Source organism: Bacillus sp. DU-106 (assembly GCF_004799705.1).
GTDB lineage: Bacteria > Bacillota > Bacilli > Bacillales > Bacillaceae_G > Bacillus_A > Bacillus_A cereus.
In genome coordinates this window covers 2,328,841-2,350,326 of sequence record NZ_CP026607.1, presented here as the reverse complement: position 1 = coordinate 2,350,326, position 21,486 = coordinate 2,328,841, and the positions used below count along the sequence as shown (strand labels likewise).

The window sequence follows — 21,486 nt, the reverse complement described above, 5'->3', positions numbered from 1 at the left end:
TTCTATGTCTCTACCAATTACTTTTTACATTATCCTCTTAAAAAGTAATACTCTTGATATATTCATTATTGCCTACACTTTATTTGCAGTTATTGGGCTGCCCTTTTCGTTCATAGCGTTGCATCTTTTGCACTCTCTACTTTTCAGTTAATGAAAGGGATGTTTCTTTTATCTCTTCAAATTCATTTAATAGGTACTTAGCTATCTTTTCAACTGCGGGGAAGTCTACTATTTCCTCATGTGATCCAGGGACAGAATACTTATTTACTCTTCCTTTTAATAAAGGTCCCCAATCTGTAAACAACTCTTTTCCTTCCTCAGCACTAAAATAGAGAACTTCTCCAGAGTATGGTATTAAATCATGATCTGCCATTATGTTCAGGCATTTCCTATGAGCATTGATAACTTGCTTCAAATTCATAAGATCTGCATCAGGCGGGAGTACTCCTTCCATAAGTAATCGCTCTACAAGCATATCTTGTTCATGGAAGAGGCCTTCCCCCCGCTCAGTAAAATCTCTAGAAATGAAATGCTCATATATATATGAGAGCATATCCTCCGTTGTTTTATAGTCCTGCTCTGAAGGTACTTTAGTATCCATTAGTATCAACAACTCAACTTCCTCACCTTGATTCTTTAGTACAGTTGCGATTTCATAAGCAATCGCACCGCCTAAAGACCATCCTCCAAGACGATATGGACCTTCTGGCTGAACACGTTTGATTTCTTCAATGTAAAGTTGAATTACTTCCGGCAAGGTCAATTCATCAATTTCTCCCTTTTCTATAAGAGGATTCTGTAAACCATAAAATGAACAATGGTTCTTAAGTAATCTTGCTAGTTGAATGTAACAGAATACATTCCCCATAAACGGATGAACACAGAAGAAAGGTCTTTTCTCTGATTCTTGTAGTGGAACCAGCGCTGATACAGATTTTGTCATATCATGCTTATCACGAATAAGGCATGCGATTCCTTCCAATGTTGGATTCTTAATCAATGTAGACACCTTAATCTCTTTTCCAAACTTCTCCTTAATTTTTGAAATCAATTTAATTACAAGGAGAGAATGTCCCCCTCTATTAAAGAAATCATCATTTACATAGACATCTTCTATCTGTAACACATCCTGCCAGATTTTAATCAACTGATATTCAATTTCATCCCTTGGAATGATTGGTGTAGACAAATTATTTTCTCTTTGAATTGTTAAACTGTTCAATGCCTTTCGATCAACTTTTCCATTCGGTGTAAGAGGAATCTTGTCTACCTTTATAAAGTGTGCGGGAACCATATAATTCGGTACTTGTGTCTTGAGATATTCACGCCAGTCATGCATACTTCCATCTCCAACTACATAAGCAACCAATCTCTGCTCTCCTAGCTTATCCTCTGTCACCAAAACTACTGCTTCTTTTACCAATGGATGCCTCTCTATACTCGCTTCAATCTCTTCAAGTTCAATACGAAAGCCCCTAATTTTCACTTGATTATCAATTCTTCTCAAGTAATCTAAATTACCATCAGGTAAATAACGAACCAAATCTCCCGTACGATATAAACGCTCTTCTTCATTAAATGGATGACGGATGAATCGCTCTGTTGTTAATTCTGGACGATTCAAGTATCCTCGCGCTATACCTGCACCACCAATATATAGCTCACCTGTTACACCAACTGGAACAGGTAACAAATTTTTATCTAATACATAAGTTTGAACGTTCGGCAACGGACGTCCAATTGTAACTCTCTTACTATCTGTTTCGATATGATAACACGTTGCATCAACCGTACATTCTGTAGGACCGTATACGTTATAAAAATCAATTTTTTCAGTCTCTACTAGCTGTTTCCATAATGACGGCATGATTGCTTCACCACCGACCAATATCTTGCTTGGCACATGAACATCAGCACTTGTTTCTAGTAATCCTCCATCTATAAGTAATTGAAGTAATGAAGGTGTCATATCAAACATTTCCAATTTATTCTCCCTAATATAAGACACAAATCGTTCCGGATTAGTGCGAACTTCACTTGGGATAATATATAAACTTGAACCATACAGCAGCATTTGTAATTGCTGAATAGATACATCAAAGGCAATTGACGCATTCAAACCGACGCGCATATTACTAGGTATCTCATGTGAGAAAACTTCTTTTTGTAAACCATAGGATAGGTTTATTACAGAATGGTGCTGTACTAAAGCCCCCTTTGGATTCCCTGTCGAACCAGAAGTATAGATAACATACGCTAAGTTTTCCCCTGTTACCTCACATATTGGTGAAAGTTTGCTTTCTTGAGAAAGCATTGCTTGGTCCCTATCTAGGCAAACTGTCTTGATGTCTTTAGGTATCCATCCTAGTAATACCTCATTTGTAACTAACACTCTAATTCCCGTGTCTTCTAAAATATATTGCAGGCGGCTTTCCGGATTCGATGGATCTAATGGAACATAGGCTGCTCCAGCCTTCCAAATTCCCATGAGACCAACAACCATCTCAACTGAACGCTCAAAGCAAAGGCCAACTAATGACTCTGTCCCAATTCCACATTTCTGTAAATGATGAGCTAATTGATTAGCTCTTTCATTCAGCTCTCGATATGTTAGTTGCTGTTTTTCATCTACCACTGCCAACGCGTCAGGCGTACGATGTACTTGCTCTTCGAATAGTTGATGGATTGCATTCTCACGTGGATAGGATATAGTATTATTATTCCATTCTTCCAATAGCTTTCTTTGTTCAGCTTCCGTAATATATACTAGCTCCGATAGATTTTGATCAATGTTTTTGAGCATTTGCATTAACACTTGGTGTAAATGACCCAGCATTCGTTCAATGGTTACTCTATTAAACTTACTACGGTCATACATTAACTTTAACGATAACTGGATTCCTGGAACTACAGCTAACCCTAATGGGTAGTGGGTTTGTTCTACCCCTTCCAATTCACCAATTTCCAGATTTTCTGAAGACTCCTCTTTCACTGGATAATTTTCAAACACATATAAACTATTGAACAGCGGTATTCCTCTAGGAACTTCACTCCACCCCTGAATCTCTGTCAAAGAAGCATACTCATATTGTCTTCTTTCTATCTCTTCCTCTTGTATCTTCTGCAACCAATCTATTAATTTTATATCATCCATCAATTGAATTCGCGTCGGTGACGTTGTAATGAAAGGACCTACGATGTTTTCAACATCAATAATCTCCGTAGAACGCCCTGAGCTTGTTACACCAAAAACAATGTCATTTTCTCCACTATATCGGCTCATGAGATATGCCCATGCACCTTGAATTACTGTACTCAAAGTAAGTTTATTGCGTTTCGCCCATCCTTGTAACGCTTGAGTCTGCTCTTCTGATAAATACGTAACCTTCTCTGTGTAACCTTTTTCTTCCTCTTTACTTTCTAAGCCCAGCAAAGTTGGCGCAGTAAAACCTTTTAGCTTCTCTCTCCAAAATTGTTCCGCCTGCTCCTTATCTTGCTCTCTTAGCCATTGGATATATTTCTTATATGGTGAGGACTTAGGTAACTTCACAGCTTCTCCATTCATTCTCTTCTGATAGACTGTAAGTAATTCATTAAATACTAATGGTAAACTCCATCCATCCAGTAAAATATGGTGATGGGTCCAAACAATCCGATATTCTTCCTCACCTTCTTGAATGACTGTTACCCGCATCAATGGTGCTTCATCAAATTGGAAGGCTTGTTTTCGATCTAATGCCAAAAAGACTTTTCTTTTTTCCTCTATCTCTTCACTTGTCATTGTACGCCAGTCTTCTTTGTTCACTTTAAATGGGATATTTTCATACACCACTTGTACAGGTTCTTCAATTTCGTCCCATACAAATGCTGTACGAAAAATTTCATGCCGCTGAATTACAGATTTCCACGCCTGCTCAAATGTAGAAATATTCATTTTTCCTCGAATCATAAAACTCAATTGCACTATATACGGTGCAACATGTTCATCCCCTTGGTCATGCAATGTGTGGAAAATCATACCTTCTTGCAAAGGTGATAGTGGATATAAATCAGTAATCTGATTGTTCTTTCCGCGATGCATTTTGTTTAGTACATTTGTCAAACCTTCTTGGCTAAGATTAGCCATTGCAAAATCCGAAATGGTCAGTGCAGATTCTCTATCTGAAAATTGAATCAATGTACTCAGTTGATATAGCATATTCTGTGCAATACTTTGAATCGTTGATTTGGCAAATTGTCCAACATTGTATACCCAAGTGAACTGAAGTTTTCCATCCGTTACAACCCCAATTACATCAATTACATGCGATCGCTTGGAACCGGCAGCATGATCTAAACGCTTAAATTCGTTCTCCGGAATAAACATTGCATCGCTAGAAAACATTTGGTCAAATTGTCCAAGATAGTTAAAACTAATAGACGGTGTATATTGGGAGCTTAATGGCTCACACATTGTTGTGTTCATGTAACGCAACACCCCATAATCAACACCCTTATTAGGAATTTTGCGAACTTGTTCTTTAACTGCTTTTAATGCTGCAATTGGGGTATTAGCACTAGTAATATTTAAATGAACTGGGTAAATACTTGTAAACCATCCCACAGTTCTCGATAAATCAACATCTTCAATAATCTCTTCTCGACCATGTCCCTCTAAATCTACGCTCAATATCGGCTGCCCCGTACATGCTGCCGTAGCTTGTACTAATGCTGCTAATAATACTTCATTGATTTGGACACGGTGAATGCTTAAAGTCTCTTGCAATAACATACGGGTCTCATTCTCATTTAACACCACAGTAATTTCCTCAGTTACTGCGCTTACTGGATTACTTATAGTACCATCTACCGGCAATTTAACTACGTCTTGTTCAGCCTGCTCCTCCCAGTAATGTAGCACTTCTTTTGATATTCCAGTTTGAGCGTAATGTTGTAATTTCTCCGACCATTCTTTAAAAGATGTACTCTTCATAGGTAATTGAATTTTTTGCCCTTGGACCGCTTGCGTATATGCTGTTTGCAAATCTTCCAATAAAATCCGCCAAGAAACACCATCCACGGCTAAGTGATGAATTGTCCAAAATAATCGGCCATTCTCCTCACCTTCATCAAAATACACCATTCTCATTAAAGGACCATCATGTAAATTCAATCTTTCTTGTGCAACATTAATCTCTTTTTGAATAACTTCATGCCAATCCGCTTCCGGCACTTCGTCTAATGAAATGACAGTCAGCATCAATTGTTCTTCAATTCCTTCATTCCACTGTTCCCAAGTCCCATTAGGTAAACGTTCATATCTTAAACGCAGGGCATCATGATGAAGTAGAAGGTTACGCGCTGCCTTTTCCAGTGATCCTATGTCCAATTTTTCTTTCGTTCTAAAGAACATGGATTGATTCCAATGATGTGGATTAGGATGATTTTGTGCAAAAAACCTTTGCTGAATAGGTGTAAGTATCGTCTCTCCAGTTATAATTCCTTGTTCAGCTTGTACACCTTGTTCTTCTTTGACTACTTGCGCTAACTCAGCAATCGTTTGGTGTTCAAATAGTTGTTTTGGTGTCAACTGTAAACCAGCTTGCTTTGCGCGAGAGACAATCTGAATGCTAAGAATTGAATCTCCACCAATTTCAAAAAAGTTATCATAAATACCAATACGTTTTGAACCTAGCACACGTTCCCAAATGATAGAAAGCTTATGTTCACGTTCATTTCTTGGGGCTGCGTAGCCTTCTTGTATTCCTTGATAATCTGGTATAGGTAACGATTTCCGATCAACCTTTCCATTTATGGTTAGCGGTAATTCTTTCATTTCGACAAAGTAGGAAGGTATCATATGGATTGGCAGTTTTGTTTTAAGATACTCTCGCCATTCTTCTACACTACCTTCGCCCACTACATAAGCTACTAACCTCTTATCTCCCGACTGATTTTCCCTAACTATTACAACTACCTCTTTTACCAAGTCATGCTCTTGTAAAGTCGACTCAATCTCCCCAAGTTCGATTCGAAATCCTCTAATCTTCACTTGATTATCCATTCTTCCTAAGTAGTCTATATTACCATCAGGAAGATATCTCACAAGATCGCCTGTTCTATATAACCTCTCGCCTTCTTTGAATGGATGAGAAATAAATCGTTCGGATGTTAACTCTGGACGATTCAAGTACCCCTTTGCTAGACCTACTCCTCCGATATAAAGTTCCCCCATCACACCAACTGGAACTAGCAACCTATTACTATCTAATACATAAGTTTGGACGTTAGGCAATGGACGTCCAATTGTTACTCTCTTACTATCTTTTTTGATATGATAGCATGTTGCATCAACCGTACATTCTGTAGGACCATATACATTATAAAACTGTATTTTATCAGTCTCTACTAGCTGTTCCCATAATGACGGCATAATTGCTTCACCACCAACCAGTACCTTACTTGGAGCATGAACGCCATCGCACGTTTCTAACAATCCGGCATCTATAAGTAATTGAAGCAATGAAGGTGTTATATCAAAGATTTCTAACTTGTTCTCCCTAATATAAGCTACAAACTGCTCTGGATCACTTCGTACTTCATTCGGAATAATATACAAACTTGAACCATAAAGCAGCATTTGTAATTGCTGGATAGATGCATCAAAGGCAATTGACGCATTTAAACCGACATGCATGTTAGATGGTATCTCATGTTCGAAAACCTCTTTTTGTAAACCATGCGACAAGTTTAGTACAGAATGATGCTGTATTAAGACACCCTTTGGATTCCCCGTTGATCCTGAAGTATAGATAACATACGCTAAGTTTTCTCCTGTTACTTCACATTTTGGTGAAAGAATGCTTTCTTGTGAAATCATTGCTTGATCCCTATCTAGACAAACTATCTTGATTTCTTTAGGTATCCAGTCTTCCAATGACTCGTTCGTAACTAATACTTGAATTCCAGTGTCCTCCAAAATATATCGTAGACGACTCTCTGGATATGATGGGTCTAATGGAACATAGGCTGCTCCAGCCTTCCAAATCCCCATAATACTAACAATCATCTCAACTGAACGCTCAAAGCAAAGTCCAACCAATGATTCATTCCCAATTCCGCATTGCTGAAGATAGTGGGCCAATTGATTAGCTTTTTCATTCAGCTCTCGATACGTTAACTTCTGTTTTTCATCTACCACTGCTACCGCATCAGGTGTACGATTTACTTGCTCTTTAAACAGCTGATGAATCGTACTTTCCTGTGGATATGCTACAGCATCATTATTCCACTCCTCCAACTGTTTTTGCTGTAATCCTGACAATATAGGCAACTTAGCTAATGATTTATCAGGATTCTCCACGATTACATTCAACCAGTTCCCAAAATGTTCAGCCATGGATTCAATAGTTAAGCTGTCAAATAAATCAGTTCTATAAACAAAAGTAAGTAATAAACCCTCTTCCACTTCTGCAGCAGTTAAACTTAAATCAAACTTAGCGATAGGAGCATTACTTTCTATTACTTCTATATTTCTTCCATGTAGTTCTGGTAGCTTCTGTCCCGTATTTTGCAAAGTAAACATGGTTTGGAAAATCGGAGAATGGCTTGTATTTCGTTCAGGTTGGATAACCTCTACAATTTTCTCAAACGGAACATCTTGATACTCATACGCCTTCAATGCTTTTATCCTCACTTGAGACAACAACTCTTGAAATGCCGGTGCATTACTTAAATCAGCTCGATAAACCAATGTATTGACAAAGAAACCAATCAGCCCTTCAATTTCTCGATAATTTCGATTTGCAATTGGGCTGCCAACAATAATATCCATTTGTCCCGTATAACGAGCAAGGAAACTTTGATACGATGCCAATAAGGTCATGAAAAGCGTTGCCCCTTCTTGACGACTTAGTTCGTTTAATTTATCCAGTAATGAGCGTGACAACAGCACATTATGAGTTAATCCATGGTGGGTTTGCACTGGCGGACGCGGACGATCCATTGGCAACATTAAGACTGGTAACTCACCAGATAATTCTTCCTTCCAATATGCAAGCTGTTGATTTAGTACTTCATCTTTCAACCATTCTCTTTGCCACTGAGCAAAATCTGCATATTGAACTGGTAGTGGTTCCAGCTCTGCTTGTTTTTCACCAATCGCATTCTCATAAAATGCCATCCATTCTTGAAGTAAGATTTCCATCGACCATCCATCTGAGATAATATGATGCATATTACACAGAAGAACCCATTCTTCTTCTGAAATTCTTATGAGTTTCCCACGGAACAATGGCCCTTGTTCTAAATCAAATGGAGATTCGACTTCAGTTTGAATCCATTGCTCCAACTTTCTTTCTCTCTCCTCTAATGAAAGCTTAGTTAGGTCCATTTGCGGAAGAGGACGGAAAATATAAGGTTGAATCTGCTGCACAGGATGACCTTCTTCTTCATGAAATACCGTCCGCAAAGATTCATGACGCTCTATTAACTGATTCCATCCCAACTCCAATCCCTCAGGTAACCAATTCCCTGTAAGGCGGCATGCCATTGGCATATTATAAAGTGCACTATTAGGTGCAAATTGATCAATAAACCATAAGCGCTGTTGGGCATAAGATAGTGGAATATTATTTCCGCGTTCCATCGGCACCAATGGTGGAATTTCTCGTTTTTCGCTCCCCTTACGTAACTGATCTATTCGTTTTGATAATGCCTCGACCGTTGAATATTCGAACAGTTCACGTACTGGCAATTTGATTTGAAAGACTTCCTGTAAACGTGAGACCACTTGTGTAGCAAGTAGAGAGTGACCACCAAGCTCAAAGAAAGAATCCTGAACACCAATTTCTTTTATTCCTAGCACTTGCCTCCACACTGAAGCGATAAGTTCTTCCAGCGGAGTTCGTGGGTATACAGTATTTTCGGCGGATTGTTCACTAAGTATAGGCAATGCCTTCAAATCAAGTTTTCCATTCGGTGTAAGTGGTAAAACTTCCATCTCAATAAAGTTTGTTGGAACCATGTAATTTGGTAAATGTGTTTGTAGATGTTCTCGCCATTCATGTACACTTCCTTCACCAACTACATAAGCTACTAATCTCTTGTCACCTTGATTATCCTCTCGTACCAATACAACTGCTTCTTTCACAGAAGAATGTGCCTGCAAAACAGCTTCTATTTCTCCCAATTCAATCCGGAAACCACGAATTTTCACTTGGTCATCTATACGGCCATGGAACTGGAGATTACCATCAGAAAGATAACTTGCTTTGTCTCCTGTATAATAGAGACGTTCTCCTGACTTGAAAGGATGTGGAATAAATTTTTCCTTTGTAAGATCCGGACGATTAGCATATCCACGTGCAAGATTCTTCCCTCCAATATAGAGATCTCCAATTACACCAATTGGTACTAGCTGAAGATGAGAATCTAACACATAAACTTCTGTATTCGCAATCGGTCGACCAATCGATGGCGTACCTGTTGTCACTCCTACAGGTACATAACAATCTGTGGTAACAACGGTATTTTCCGATGGCCCATACTGATTAATTACCGCAAAAGGAATATCGTTAGATGGATACTGCGTTAATTGATCCCCACCAGTAATGATAAAACGAAGATCCGTTTTATCTGGCCAAGATAATTTCAAGAGCCTTTCCAGAATAGGCGTAGGTGCAAAGCTAGCTGTTATTCGTGAATCAATGAGCCAGTCCCTTAGTGCTTCTGGATTAATTCTCAGTTCCTCTGTTGACAAGTAGAGTGCTGCGCCAGCAGTTAGATACGGCCAAATCTCCTGGACAGCCGAATCAAAAGCAACCCCTGCAATCTGAGTCGCACGATCCTCTGCTGAAATATGATAAACTTCCTGATGCCAAGAAACCATATTCATTAATGAGCGATATTCAACCATGACACCCTTCGGTTTTCCTGTAGAACCAGAGGTATAGACAATATAGGCTAAGTTCTCTGGATTTATTTGACGTGTAGGTGCGATTACGCTTTCCACCGTTAATTCTTCTAACCTCACCATTTCGACGTGTGCGAAATGTCCTTCTTGTCCTTCCGCCGTCACTACAAATTGAATTCCTGCATCTTCAATGATGTATTCTAACCTTGATTTTGGATACAACGGATCTAAAACGACATAAGCTCCACCAGCTTTTAAAATGCCCAGTAAACTTGCCATCAGCTCAGCTGACCTCGGAAGATAAACTCCTACCACTGACTCTGGGGCTACTCCCTTTCGTTGTAAAACATTTGCCAACTGATTTGCTTGTGTATCCAGTTCACCATAAGTCCACTGTTTTGTTTGGTCAACTACCGCAATCGCATCAGGACGCCTTGCTACTTGCTCCTCAAATCTGTCGCAAACAAGACCCTGATGAGACATTTCCATTACAGTGTCATTCCATGTTTCTAATAACAAAGTACGCTCCGGTTCTGATAGCATACTCAGGTCATGCAACGGATTTTGTGGACGATGAGAAACTTCATGTAGCCATTTCTCAAAGTGTCCTGCCATCCGTTCAATAGTAGTAGCATTGAATAAATCCTTATTATACTCAAAAGTAAAAAGTAACCCCTCTTCCGTCTCAGCTGCCATTACACTTAAATCAAACTTTGCAATTGGACTATGGCTTTCTATCATTTCAATACTTCTACTAGATAACACCGGAAACTCTTGTTTCATATTTTGCAAAATGAACATAGTCTGGAAGATTGGCGAATGACTTGTACTTCGCTCCGGTTGCACAACTTCTACAATTTTTTCAAATGGAATATCTTGATATTCATACGCCTTCAATGCCTTTTGACGAACCTGATACAGTACATCTTGAAATGTCGGTCTACCACTCAAATTAGCTCGATAAACCAGCGTGTTAACGAAGAAACCAATTAGTCCTTCAATTTCTCTATAATTCCGATTCGCAATTGGGCTTCCGACCAGAATATCTTCTTGTCCCGTATAACGAGATAGAAAACTTTGATATGCAGCTAAAAGCGTCATGAAGAGTGTAGCCCCTTCTTTTCGACTAAGTTCATTCAATTTATCATGTAGCGTGCTTGGCAGAACCAGAGTGTATATCGACCCGTGATGAGTTTGTATCGCGGGACGCGGGCGATCCATAGGAAGTTGGAGTACAGGAAGCTCCCCAGACAATTCTTCCCTCCAATATTGGAGTTGTTGATCAAGCACATCCTCCTTTAGCCATCCTTTTTGCCACTGAGCAAAGTCGGCATATTGAACCGGCAATGGTTCAAGTTCCGCTACCTTTCCATCCGTTGCTTTCTCATAAAATGCCATCCATTCTTCAAGTAGGATTCCCATTGACCATCCATCTGAAATGATATGATGTAGAGTACAAAGGAGTATCCATTCTTCCTCTCCCACGTGCAAAATACTTGCCCTGATTAATGGACCCTCTGTTAAATCAAATGGCACTTCTGTTTCTTGTTGAATTAAACGTTTAACTTCTTCTTCTTGATCTTCAGAAGAAAGCATAGTTAAATCCGTTTTCGGAATTGATTGAAAAGCATACGGTTCAATTTGCTGTACGGGTTGACCGTTCACTTCATGAAAGACCGTCCGCAGTGATTCATGACGTTCTATTAGTTGATTCCATCCCGTTTCCAATGCTTCAAGTAGCCAATTCCCTGTAAGGCGGCATACCATTGGTATATTGTAAAGGGCACTATTAGGTGTAAATTGATCAATGAACCATAAGCGTTGTTGGGCATAAGATAGTGGGATAGCTTCTCCTCGTTTCATTGGTATCAGCGGCGGAATCTCTCGTTTTTTATCTCCTTTACGTAACTGATCTAATCGCTTTGCCAGTGACTCCACCGTTGTATATTCAAATAGTTCACGTACTGGTAATTCAATTTGAAAAATTCCCTGTAAACGTGAAACTACTTGAGTAGCTAGTAGTGAATGACCACCGATTTCAAAAAAGGAATCCTGAACATTAATATTTTTTATTCCTAACACTTGGCTCCAAACGGAAACGATAAGCTCCTCCACTGGTGTTCGTGATGAAGTAATATCTTCACTTATGAACTGTTCTTCTAATTCCAGTAAGGCTTTCCGATTCACCTTACCATTTGGAGTGAGTGGCATACCTTCAATTTTGAAAAAGTATGCCGGAACCATATAATGTGGCAGTTGCTTCTTGAGATATTCACGCCACTCCCCAGTATCGCCTTCACCCACTACATAAGCTATTAACTGCTTATCTCCTGGTCGATCTTCCTTCACCAACACGACTGCCTCTTTTACAGATGAGTGATCATGTAAAGCTGCTTCAATTTCTCCCAATTCAATTCGGAATCCTCTAATTTTAACTTGGTTATCTATTCTTCCAATATATTCTAAGTTACGATCATTCATATATCTCACCAAGTCACCCGTTCGATATAATCGTTCCCCATCCTTAAAGGGATGCGGAATAAAACGTTCAGTAGTTAAATCCGGTCGATTGAAGTAGCCACGTGCTAATCCTACTCCTCCAAGGTAAAGTTCCCCTGCCACACCAATCGGGACGACTTGTTGATATTGATCTAACACATACAACTCTGTATTATCAATCGGACGACCAATCGGAATAAGCATTGGTTCTTTTTCTAAATCACAATCGTAATAAGTCACATCCACAGTTGCTTCAGTAGGACCATACAAGTTAATTAACTTTGTTTGCTGAACATTGTAAAAGATCCCCTTAAACCGGCGAACCTGCTCAGTGTTTAACGCTTCTCCACTAGTAAAAACTTGAATTAAAGACGATACATCCCTTTTCGAATTATATAGTTCCATATAATCTAAGAAAGTAGATAACATCGACGGAACAAAGTGCATGGTGGACACGCGATATCGTTCAATATACTCTTCAATCACCGCAGGATCTTTCTCTCCTCCTGGTGGAAGTAAACAAACACGTGCTCCTACAAATGACCACCAAAATAATTCCCATACAGAAACATCAAATGAAAACGGTGTCTTTTGTAGGATTGTATCCTCCCCGGACAATGGGTATTTTTTCTGCATCCACTGTAGGCGGTTGATAACGGAATGATGTTCAATCATTACCCCCTTTGGATTTCCCGTCGAACCCGAAGTGTATATAATATAGGCTAAGTTATTTGCTGTTACTCCACTTACCGGAGCTAAATTACTCTCTTTAGAAATCATCACTTGATCCCGATCTAAACAAATTGCTTGAATATCTTTAGGTAACCAGTCCTGTAGTGCCTCTTTTGTTAACAGCACTTGAATTTGTGAATTCTCCAAAATATATCTCAGGCGGTTTTCAGGATAACTTGGGTCCAGTGGGACATAAGCCCCACCTGCCTTCAAAATCCCAAAGAGACCGATAATCATATCAGGAGAACGTTCAATACATATACCAACCAATGATTCAGGTCCGATACCTCGTTTTTGTAGAAAATGTGCCAATTGATTCGATTTTTCATTTAGTTCTTGATACGTTAGCTTTCCACCCTCATAAACTACCGCCACTGCATCAGGTGTCCGTGCAACTTGTTGCTCAAATAGCTCATGAATCATACAATCATGACCATAAACTACGTCCGTATCATTCCATTCTTCTAAGAGTTGTTTTTGCTCAGTATCCGATAACATTGACAGCTTTGTATATGATTCATCTGGATGATACGTGATTTCATTTAGCCAGTTCTCAAAATGTCCTGCCATACGTGCAATGGTACTACTATCAAATAAATCCGTGTTGTATTCAAATGAGACGAATAGACCTTCTTCCACTTCATAGGCAGTTAAGCTCAAATCAAATTTAGCAATAGACATATTACTTTCTACCATTTCAATACTTCTATCAGGCAAATCTAGTCGTTCTTGTTTTATATTCTGTAGCGTAAACATGGTCTGAAATATAGGGGAATGACTCATGCTTCGTTCAGGTTGCACAGCTTCTACCATTTTTTCAAATGGTATATCTTGATATTCGTAAGCTTTTAACGCCTTTTTCTTTGTTTGGTTCAAAATCTCCCGAAAAGTAGGGGTGCCACTCAAATCTGATCGATAAACCAATGTATTAACAAAGAAACCAATTAATCCTTCTACTCCCTTATGGTTCCGATTTGCAATCGGGCTACCAACTAGAATATCTTTTTGTCCCGTATAACGAGCGAGAAAGCTCTGGTATGCGGCCATTAAAGTCATAAATAAAGTGGATCCTTCTTGTCGACTTATATCCTTCAATTGACTGAGCAATTTATAAGGAAAAATCACGTGATGCGCAGCCCCAGAGTAAGTCTGCTTAACCGGTCGAGGTCGATCCACTGGCAGTTGTAAGATAGGAAGCTCACCAGACAATTCTTCCTGCCAATACGTAAGCTGACGATTTAGCACATCACCTTGCAACCACTCCTTTTGCCACTTCGCAAAGTCTGCATATTGAATAGATAATGAACTTAATTTAGCAGGATTTCCGCCTGTTTCTTCTTCATAGAAAGCAAGGCATTCATTCATGAATATACCAATGGACCAAGCATCAGAAATAATATGATGCATCGTACACAGTAATAACCATTCATCCTTCTCTAATTGAACAAGCTGATTACGAATTAAAGGACCATTCATTAAATCAAATGGTTCTTGCGCTTCTCTCGCAATTAAACTATCTACCTCTTTTTCTTTTACTTCTAGAGGAAGTTGAGAGTAATCCCTTACAGGTAATGCGCTAGGAAGGAATTCGACAATTTGTTGCACAGGCTGTTCTCCTATTTCTTTAAAAACAGTTCGTAATGATTCATGACGTTCAATGAGTCGATTGAATCCCTTCTCTAATGCTTCAGGTATCCAATTTCCTTTTAGATGCCATACTGTTGGAATATTATATAAAGAACTGTTTGGGTTAAATCTGTCCATAAACCACAAACGTTGTTGTGCATAAGACAACGGGAGTGCTTCTTTATTCTCCTTTTTTTGCATTTGCTTCTGAAGCCATGCTCTCTTCTCAGGAGAAAGTGAACTCAGCTTTGCAAGTAAATCACTTCTCATTTTTTTACCCCTTCCTCAATCAAATTACTCTCGAATATCCCTTGTGCTTCTTCCTCTGATAGCTCCTCTAATTGCTTAAGTAGTTCCAATAATTCTTCATCATTACTCACTTCTGCTTCTTTTTGAACATAGTCTTGAAGACTTACATTCTCCTTACTATCATTCTGCATTTCTTGATTTTTGTTATCGAGCAATTGATCAATCTGTTCTGCCAATTGCTGCACCGTATGAAACATAAATAAATCATGCAATGGTATCTCGATTCCAAAAGCCTCTTTAAGATTGGAAACAGCTTGCGTAGCAAGTAATGAATGTCCACCAATTTCAAAAAACGAATCCTGAATTCCGATGTTTTCCATACCTAAAACTTCATGCCATATCGAAACAATTGTTTTTTCCGTAGACGTACGAGGAGCAATATAACAACTCGCTATCTCCTGCTTCTCTGGTGCTGGTAAAGCCTTCCTATCAATTTTCCCATTAGGAGTGAGTGGAAATGCATTTAATCCAACAAAATAGGATGGAATCATATAATTTGGTAGTTGATCCTTGAGATAATCACGCCACTTTTGAGCATCCCCGTCTCCTACAACATAGGCGATCAAACGTGGATCGCCAGGATAATCTTCCCGCACCATTACAATAGCTTCGTTAACTAATATATGCCTTTGTAATGCCGCTTCAATTTCTCCTAGTTCAATCCGGAACCCACGAATTTTTACTTGATGATCAATTCGTCCAACATACTCCAAATTTCCATCTGGTAAATACCTTACTAGATCTCCAGTCCGGTATACTCGCTCTCCTTCTTTAAACGGATGCGATATAAAAAGATTTTGCGTTAAGTCAGGGCGGTTTAAATATCCACGTGCTAACCCTGATCCACCAATGTATAGCTCACCAACTACACCAATTGGAACCATTTTTTGTTCGGCACTTAGTACATATACTTCTGTATTGAATATTGGTTTACCAATTGGTGGTACCCTATACATGACACCCTTTTCTAATTCCATATACGTGGAATACGTAGTATCTTCGGACGGTCCATATAGGTTGTACACCTTTTCGATTGTACTTCTCTCGTATAAATCTTGAACAAGCGAATATGGCAATGGTTCTCCAGCCAAATTCATCACCTTTACCGAAGAAGGGATTGTTTTTACTCGAACCAGTTCCTTCGCTACCGATGGCACAGTATTAACCAAAGTTACACCTTTGGTAGACAACTTCTCTAGATGTAGAGCATTTTCAGTGACAATCACCTTACCACCCATCGTTAAGGGAACAAATAATTCAAAAACGGATAAATCAAAAGATAGCGAAGTTGAAGCTAACACTCCCGCTAATTCCTTTCGGGAATACGTACGATGCGCCCAATGAATCATTGTTACTGTATTCCTGTGCTCAATCATTACTCCCTTTGGATTTCCAGTGGAACCTGAAGTATAGATAATATAGGCTAAGTTATCGCCCGTCACTTCACTCATACATACCGTAGTTACTTCTTGTTCTATTTCCGCTCGATTACGATCAATACAAATCACGTCAACGAATTTAGGTATAACCATTTTTTGTTGTAACTTTTCCTGTGTCACCAGTACCTTTATTTGAGTATCCTCTAAAATGTATTGCAGTCGACTTTCCGGATACGCTGGATCAATTGGGACATATGCTCCTCCTGCCTTCATAATTCCTAAGAGGCCTACAATCATCTCAGATGAACGTGTAACACAAATCCCAACCAATGATTCGCAACCTACACCATTTTTCTGTAAATAATGTGCCAACTGATTCGAGCGTTCGTCCAACTCTCGATATGTTAGTTCTTCATCTTCGCACACTACTGCAATTGCTTCTGGTGTTTTTTTCACCTGTTCTTCAAACATTGTATGAATCGTACTTTCTTCCATATCTATAACACGCGATTTATTCCATTCCTCTAGTAGTTGCTTATATTCTACTTTCGATAACATATTCAGTTCTGATAGTACACATTTTGGATGAGAGACAATTTGATTTAACCAATGTTTAAAATGACTTGCCATACGCTCAATGGTTGTATCATTAAACAAATCAGTATTATATTCAAAGGTTAGTGATAATCCTTCTTCCGTCTCAGAAGCAAATAAACTCAAATCAAATTTGGCAACAGAAGCATGGCTTTCCATGAGTTCCATTTGTCTTTCAGATAGCTGAAGAAACTCTTGTTTCGTATTCTGTAAAGTAAACATAGTTTGGAATATTGGTGAATGACTTGTATTCCGTTCAGGTTTTACGGATTCTACCACTTTCTCAAATGGGATGTCCTGATACTCGTATGCTTTTAGCGCTTTTTTTCTTACCTGCGACAAAAGTTCTTGGAACGTCGGATTTTCACTGAAATCAGCTCGATAAACCAACGTATTTGCAAAGAATCCAATTAATCCCTCAATCTCTTTCACATTTCGATTAGCGATTGGGCTTCCAACTATAATGTCGTCCTGTCCTGTATAACGAGAAAGGAAGCTTTGATACGCTGCCATCAATGTCATAAATAAAGTGCATCCTTCTTGCAGACTTAAATCTTTGAGCTTTTCCTGTAGGGAATTCGCCACTATTAAGGACTGACTTGCACCACGATGGGTTTGAACTGCAGGTCGAGGACGATCCATCGGTAATTGTAAAACCGGTAGTTCCCCAGATAATTCTTCCTTCCAATATTGAAGATGCTGATTCAAATTCTCCTCTTTTTGCCATTCCTTCTGCCACATGACAAAATCTGCATATTGGATAGATAACTCCTTCAATTCCACTGGTTTTCCGGTTAGTGCTCCTTCATAAAAAGCCATCCATTCTTCAAGTAAGATTCCCATTGACCATCCATCTGAAATAATATGATGCATCGTACAAATGAGAACCCATTCTTCCCTGTCCACTTTCAATATTCGTGTTCGAATCAGAGGATCTTGTCCAAAATGAAATGGTTCCTCCGCCTCGTTTTGAATAAGGCGTTGCATTTCTTTTTCCCTATCTTCCAAAGAAAGATCTGTTAGATTCGTTTGAGGAATATGTCTGAACACATGAGATTGAACCTGTTGAAAAGGTTCACCCTCTTGTTCTAGAATTGTCGTCCTTAATGATTCATGACGCTCCAACAATTGATTCCATCCGACCTCCAATGCTTCAATTGACCATTTACCTGTTAAGCGACACGCTGCATGAATATTGTACATAGCACTATTTGGCATTAATTGATCAATAAACCATAGACGTTTCTGCGCATAGGAAAGTGGGATAATTTCTTCTCGTTTCATAGGTACAAGAGGAGCAACCTCTCGTTTTTTATCTTCTTTTCGTAACTGATCCACTCGTTTCGCCAATGCTTCCACTGTATCGTGCTTGAAAAGTTCACGTAATGGAATTTTAATTTGGAACAGTTCTTGCAATCTAGAGACGATTTGAGTAGCAAGTAGTGAGTGCCCACCACGTTCAAAGAAGGAATCCTGAATACTAATATTTTCTATCCCTAACACTTGACCCCAAACCGAGGCAATAAGCTCTTCCGATGGCGTCCGGGGTAGCACATTTAAATCTTCAATAACTTGCTCATCAGGTGCTGGCAAGGCCTTTCGGTCAATTTTCCCATTTGGAGTAAGCGGGAAGTGTTCTAACTCTATAAAGTGCGCTGGAATCATATGAGTCGGTAATTGTTTTTGTAAATACTCTCTCCACTCTTGGGTATTTCCATCGCTTATTACATATGCAACCAATCGTTGATCACCTGGACGATCTTCTCTAACTAATACGACAGCCTCTTTAATAAACGAACATTTTTCTAAAGTCGCTTCAATTTCTCCTAATTCAATCCTAAAACCACGCATTTTGACTTGGTGGTCCATTCTACCTATAAATTCTAAATTTCCATCAGTTAGATATCTTACTGAATCTCCTGTTCGATATAGTCGTTCCCCAAATCGATATGGATGCGAAACGAATTTTTCAGCAGTAAGATTCGGACGATTTAAGTATCCACGTGCCAAACCAGCACCACCAATATATAACTCACCCTCAATTCCTATTGATTGCAAGCGTTGATTTTGGTCTAATACATATAATTGCGTGTTCTGTATTGGTTGCCCAATAGAAACAAATTCTTGATTAGGCTGAATATCAAATGCATTCACATAAATAGTGGCTTCAGTTGGCCCATAAAAGTTGGTTAATTTCACTTGTCCACTATAATCCCATTTCTGTTGAAAACGTCTAACTAACCCTGAACTTAGTTCTTCTCCACCAGAAAATACATGGCGTACGGACGAACAATTCATGTTCAATTCAATATGATTGAAGTAATCTAAGAAAACAGATAACATCGAAGGTACAAATTGAACTATAGTAACCTGATGTTGTTTAATCACTTCAGCTATAATAGAAGGATCTTTTTCTCCACCTGAAGGTAGGAAAGATACACTTGCACCAACGTGAATGCCCCAAAACAATTCCCAAACAGAGACATCAAATGAGAATGGCGTTTTCTGCAAGACCACATCCTTTTCAGAAAGCGGATATTTATGTTGCATCCATTCTAGATAATTAATTACTGAATGATGCTCAATCATTACTCCCTTTGGATTCCCTGTAGATCCTGAAGTATACATAACATACGCTAAATTTTCTCCTGTTACACCACTTATACATGGGGTTGTTTCTTCTTTTTCAATTGCAGTGTAATCTTTATTCATACAAATCGTTTCTATATTTTCAGATACAAACAAATTTTTAGAATTCTCTTCCGTCACTAGTACTTCGATTCCAGCATCCTCTAATATATATCGAAGTCGACTCTCTGGATAAGTAGGGTCAAGTGGAACATACGCTGCTCCTGATTTTAGAATACCTAATAACGCTATCATCATTTGTAATGAACGTTCCATATATACCCCAACTAGAGACTCTGGGCCTACACCATGCTTTTGTAAATAATGAGCTAGCTGATTTGCACGCTTCTCCAACCCTTTATAGGTAATTTGTTCATTTTCGTAACTAGCCGCGATTGCTTCCGGTGTTTTTTTAACTTGCTCCTCAAACATCGTATGAATCATGCCTTCAGCCGAATAATTAACTTGAGTATGATTCCATTCCTCTAGTAACTGTATCTGTTCTTCTTCTGTTAAATGGGTAATTTCAAATAGTTTTGAGTCTAGGCTCTTCGTCATCTGAATTAATATTTGCAATAAGTGATTCTGAATCAGATTTATTGTTTCTTCATTAAAATAGCTTCGATCATACATCAACTTTAAAGTAATTTTCTTACCGGGCATTACAATGAGTGTTAAAGGATAATTTGTTTGTTCCGTGCTTTTAACATCTAGTAATCTTAAATCATCATTTCTCTCACCTTGAATTGGATAATTTTCAAACACATACAAGGTATGAAATAAGGAGCAATTTCGCGGAACCTCACTCCAGCCTTGAATATCTATCAACGAATTATACTCATACTGTCTTCGTTCCATTTCTTTCATTTGTATTTTACGAAGCCAATCTACTACTGATGCATTATCCGTTAATCGAATTCTGGTAGGTAATGTGTTAATAAATAGCCCCACCATATTCTCTGCTCCTATTAAATCAGTAGGACGTCCAGCACTAGTTACGCCAAATACGACGTCACTGTCACCGCTATACCTACTCAGCAAATAAGCCCATGCACCTTGTACTAACGTATTCAACGTTAATCGACTATTTCGTACCCACTTTTGTAAACTCTCAGTAAGTTCCTCAGATACTTGATAAGCAAACTCTCCATAACCCTTCTCTTGTCCTTGATCCTTTCTTTCCATTGCTAATGGAGTAGGTGCATAGAACCCTTTTAATTCTTCTTTCCAAAATTCCTCTGCTTGACTTTGATCTTGTTTATTTATCCATTGAATATATTTTTTATAAGGAAGAGATTTAGGAAGATTCAACAATTCTCCCTTTATCATCTTGAGATAAACTTCCATCACTTCACTAAAGACCAATGACACACTCCATCCATCTAGCAAAATATGATGATGTGTCCAGATAATTCTCGTTTCCTCTTTTGCTTCTTTAATCGCAGTGACTCTCATCAATGGTGCTTCATCCAATAAAAATCCTTTCCTACGATCTGCAGTCAAAAACTGTTGTAATTTCTTCTCCTTCTCCTCATGCGAATAGGTACTCCAATCCTCTTGATGAATAGTAAAAGGAAGACGTTCGTAAACTGCTTGTAGAGGTTTTTCTACTTCTTCCCAAACAAATACTGAGCGCAGAACCTCATGTCGTTGAATAACATATTCCCAAGCTTTTTCAAAAGTGGCAACATCCAATTGCCCCCCGAGCAAGAAACCTACTTGTACAATATAGGAAAAAGAATGTTCATCATCTTGATCGTATAAAGTATGAAACAGTATTCCTTTTTGCAAAGGTGATAAACCATATATGTCAATAACGTCTCCCAT

General features: G+C 38.8%; 2 protein-coding genes. Both read right to left on the bottom strand.

The genetic code is table 11. From position 1 onward, the window contains the following. Positions 1 to 136: 136 nt before the first annotated feature. The gene (locus C3Y97_RS12020) at positions 137 to 15,019 is read right to left on the bottom strand and encodes a non-ribosomal peptide synthetase (RefSeq protein WP_136363395.1); all 14,883 of its coding nucleotides are present in this window, start codon (positions 15,017 to 15,019) and stop codon (positions 137 to 139) included. Further along, positions 15,016 to 21,486 carry a non-ribosomal peptide synthetase gene (locus tag C3Y97_RS12015; protein ID WP_000503028.1) on the bottom strand — a complete coding sequence of 2,157 codons (6,471 nt, stop codon included), beginning with the start codon at positions 21,484 to 21,486 and terminating at the stop codon, positions 15,016 to 15,018. Before C3Y97_RS12015 ends, C3Y97_RS12020 begins: the two co-directional genes overlap by 4 nt.

What these genes read in the sequence shown, in the direction of transcription:
- C3Y97_RS12020 (WP_136363395.1), bottom strand. Translation starts at nt 15,019, where the DNA reads ATGAGAAGTGATTTACTTGCAAAGCTGAGTTCACTTTCTCCTGAGAAG.
- C3Y97_RS12015 (WP_000503028.1), bottom strand. Translation starts at nt 21,486, where the DNA reads ATGGGAGACGTTATTGACATATATGGTTTATCACCTTTGCAAAAAGGA.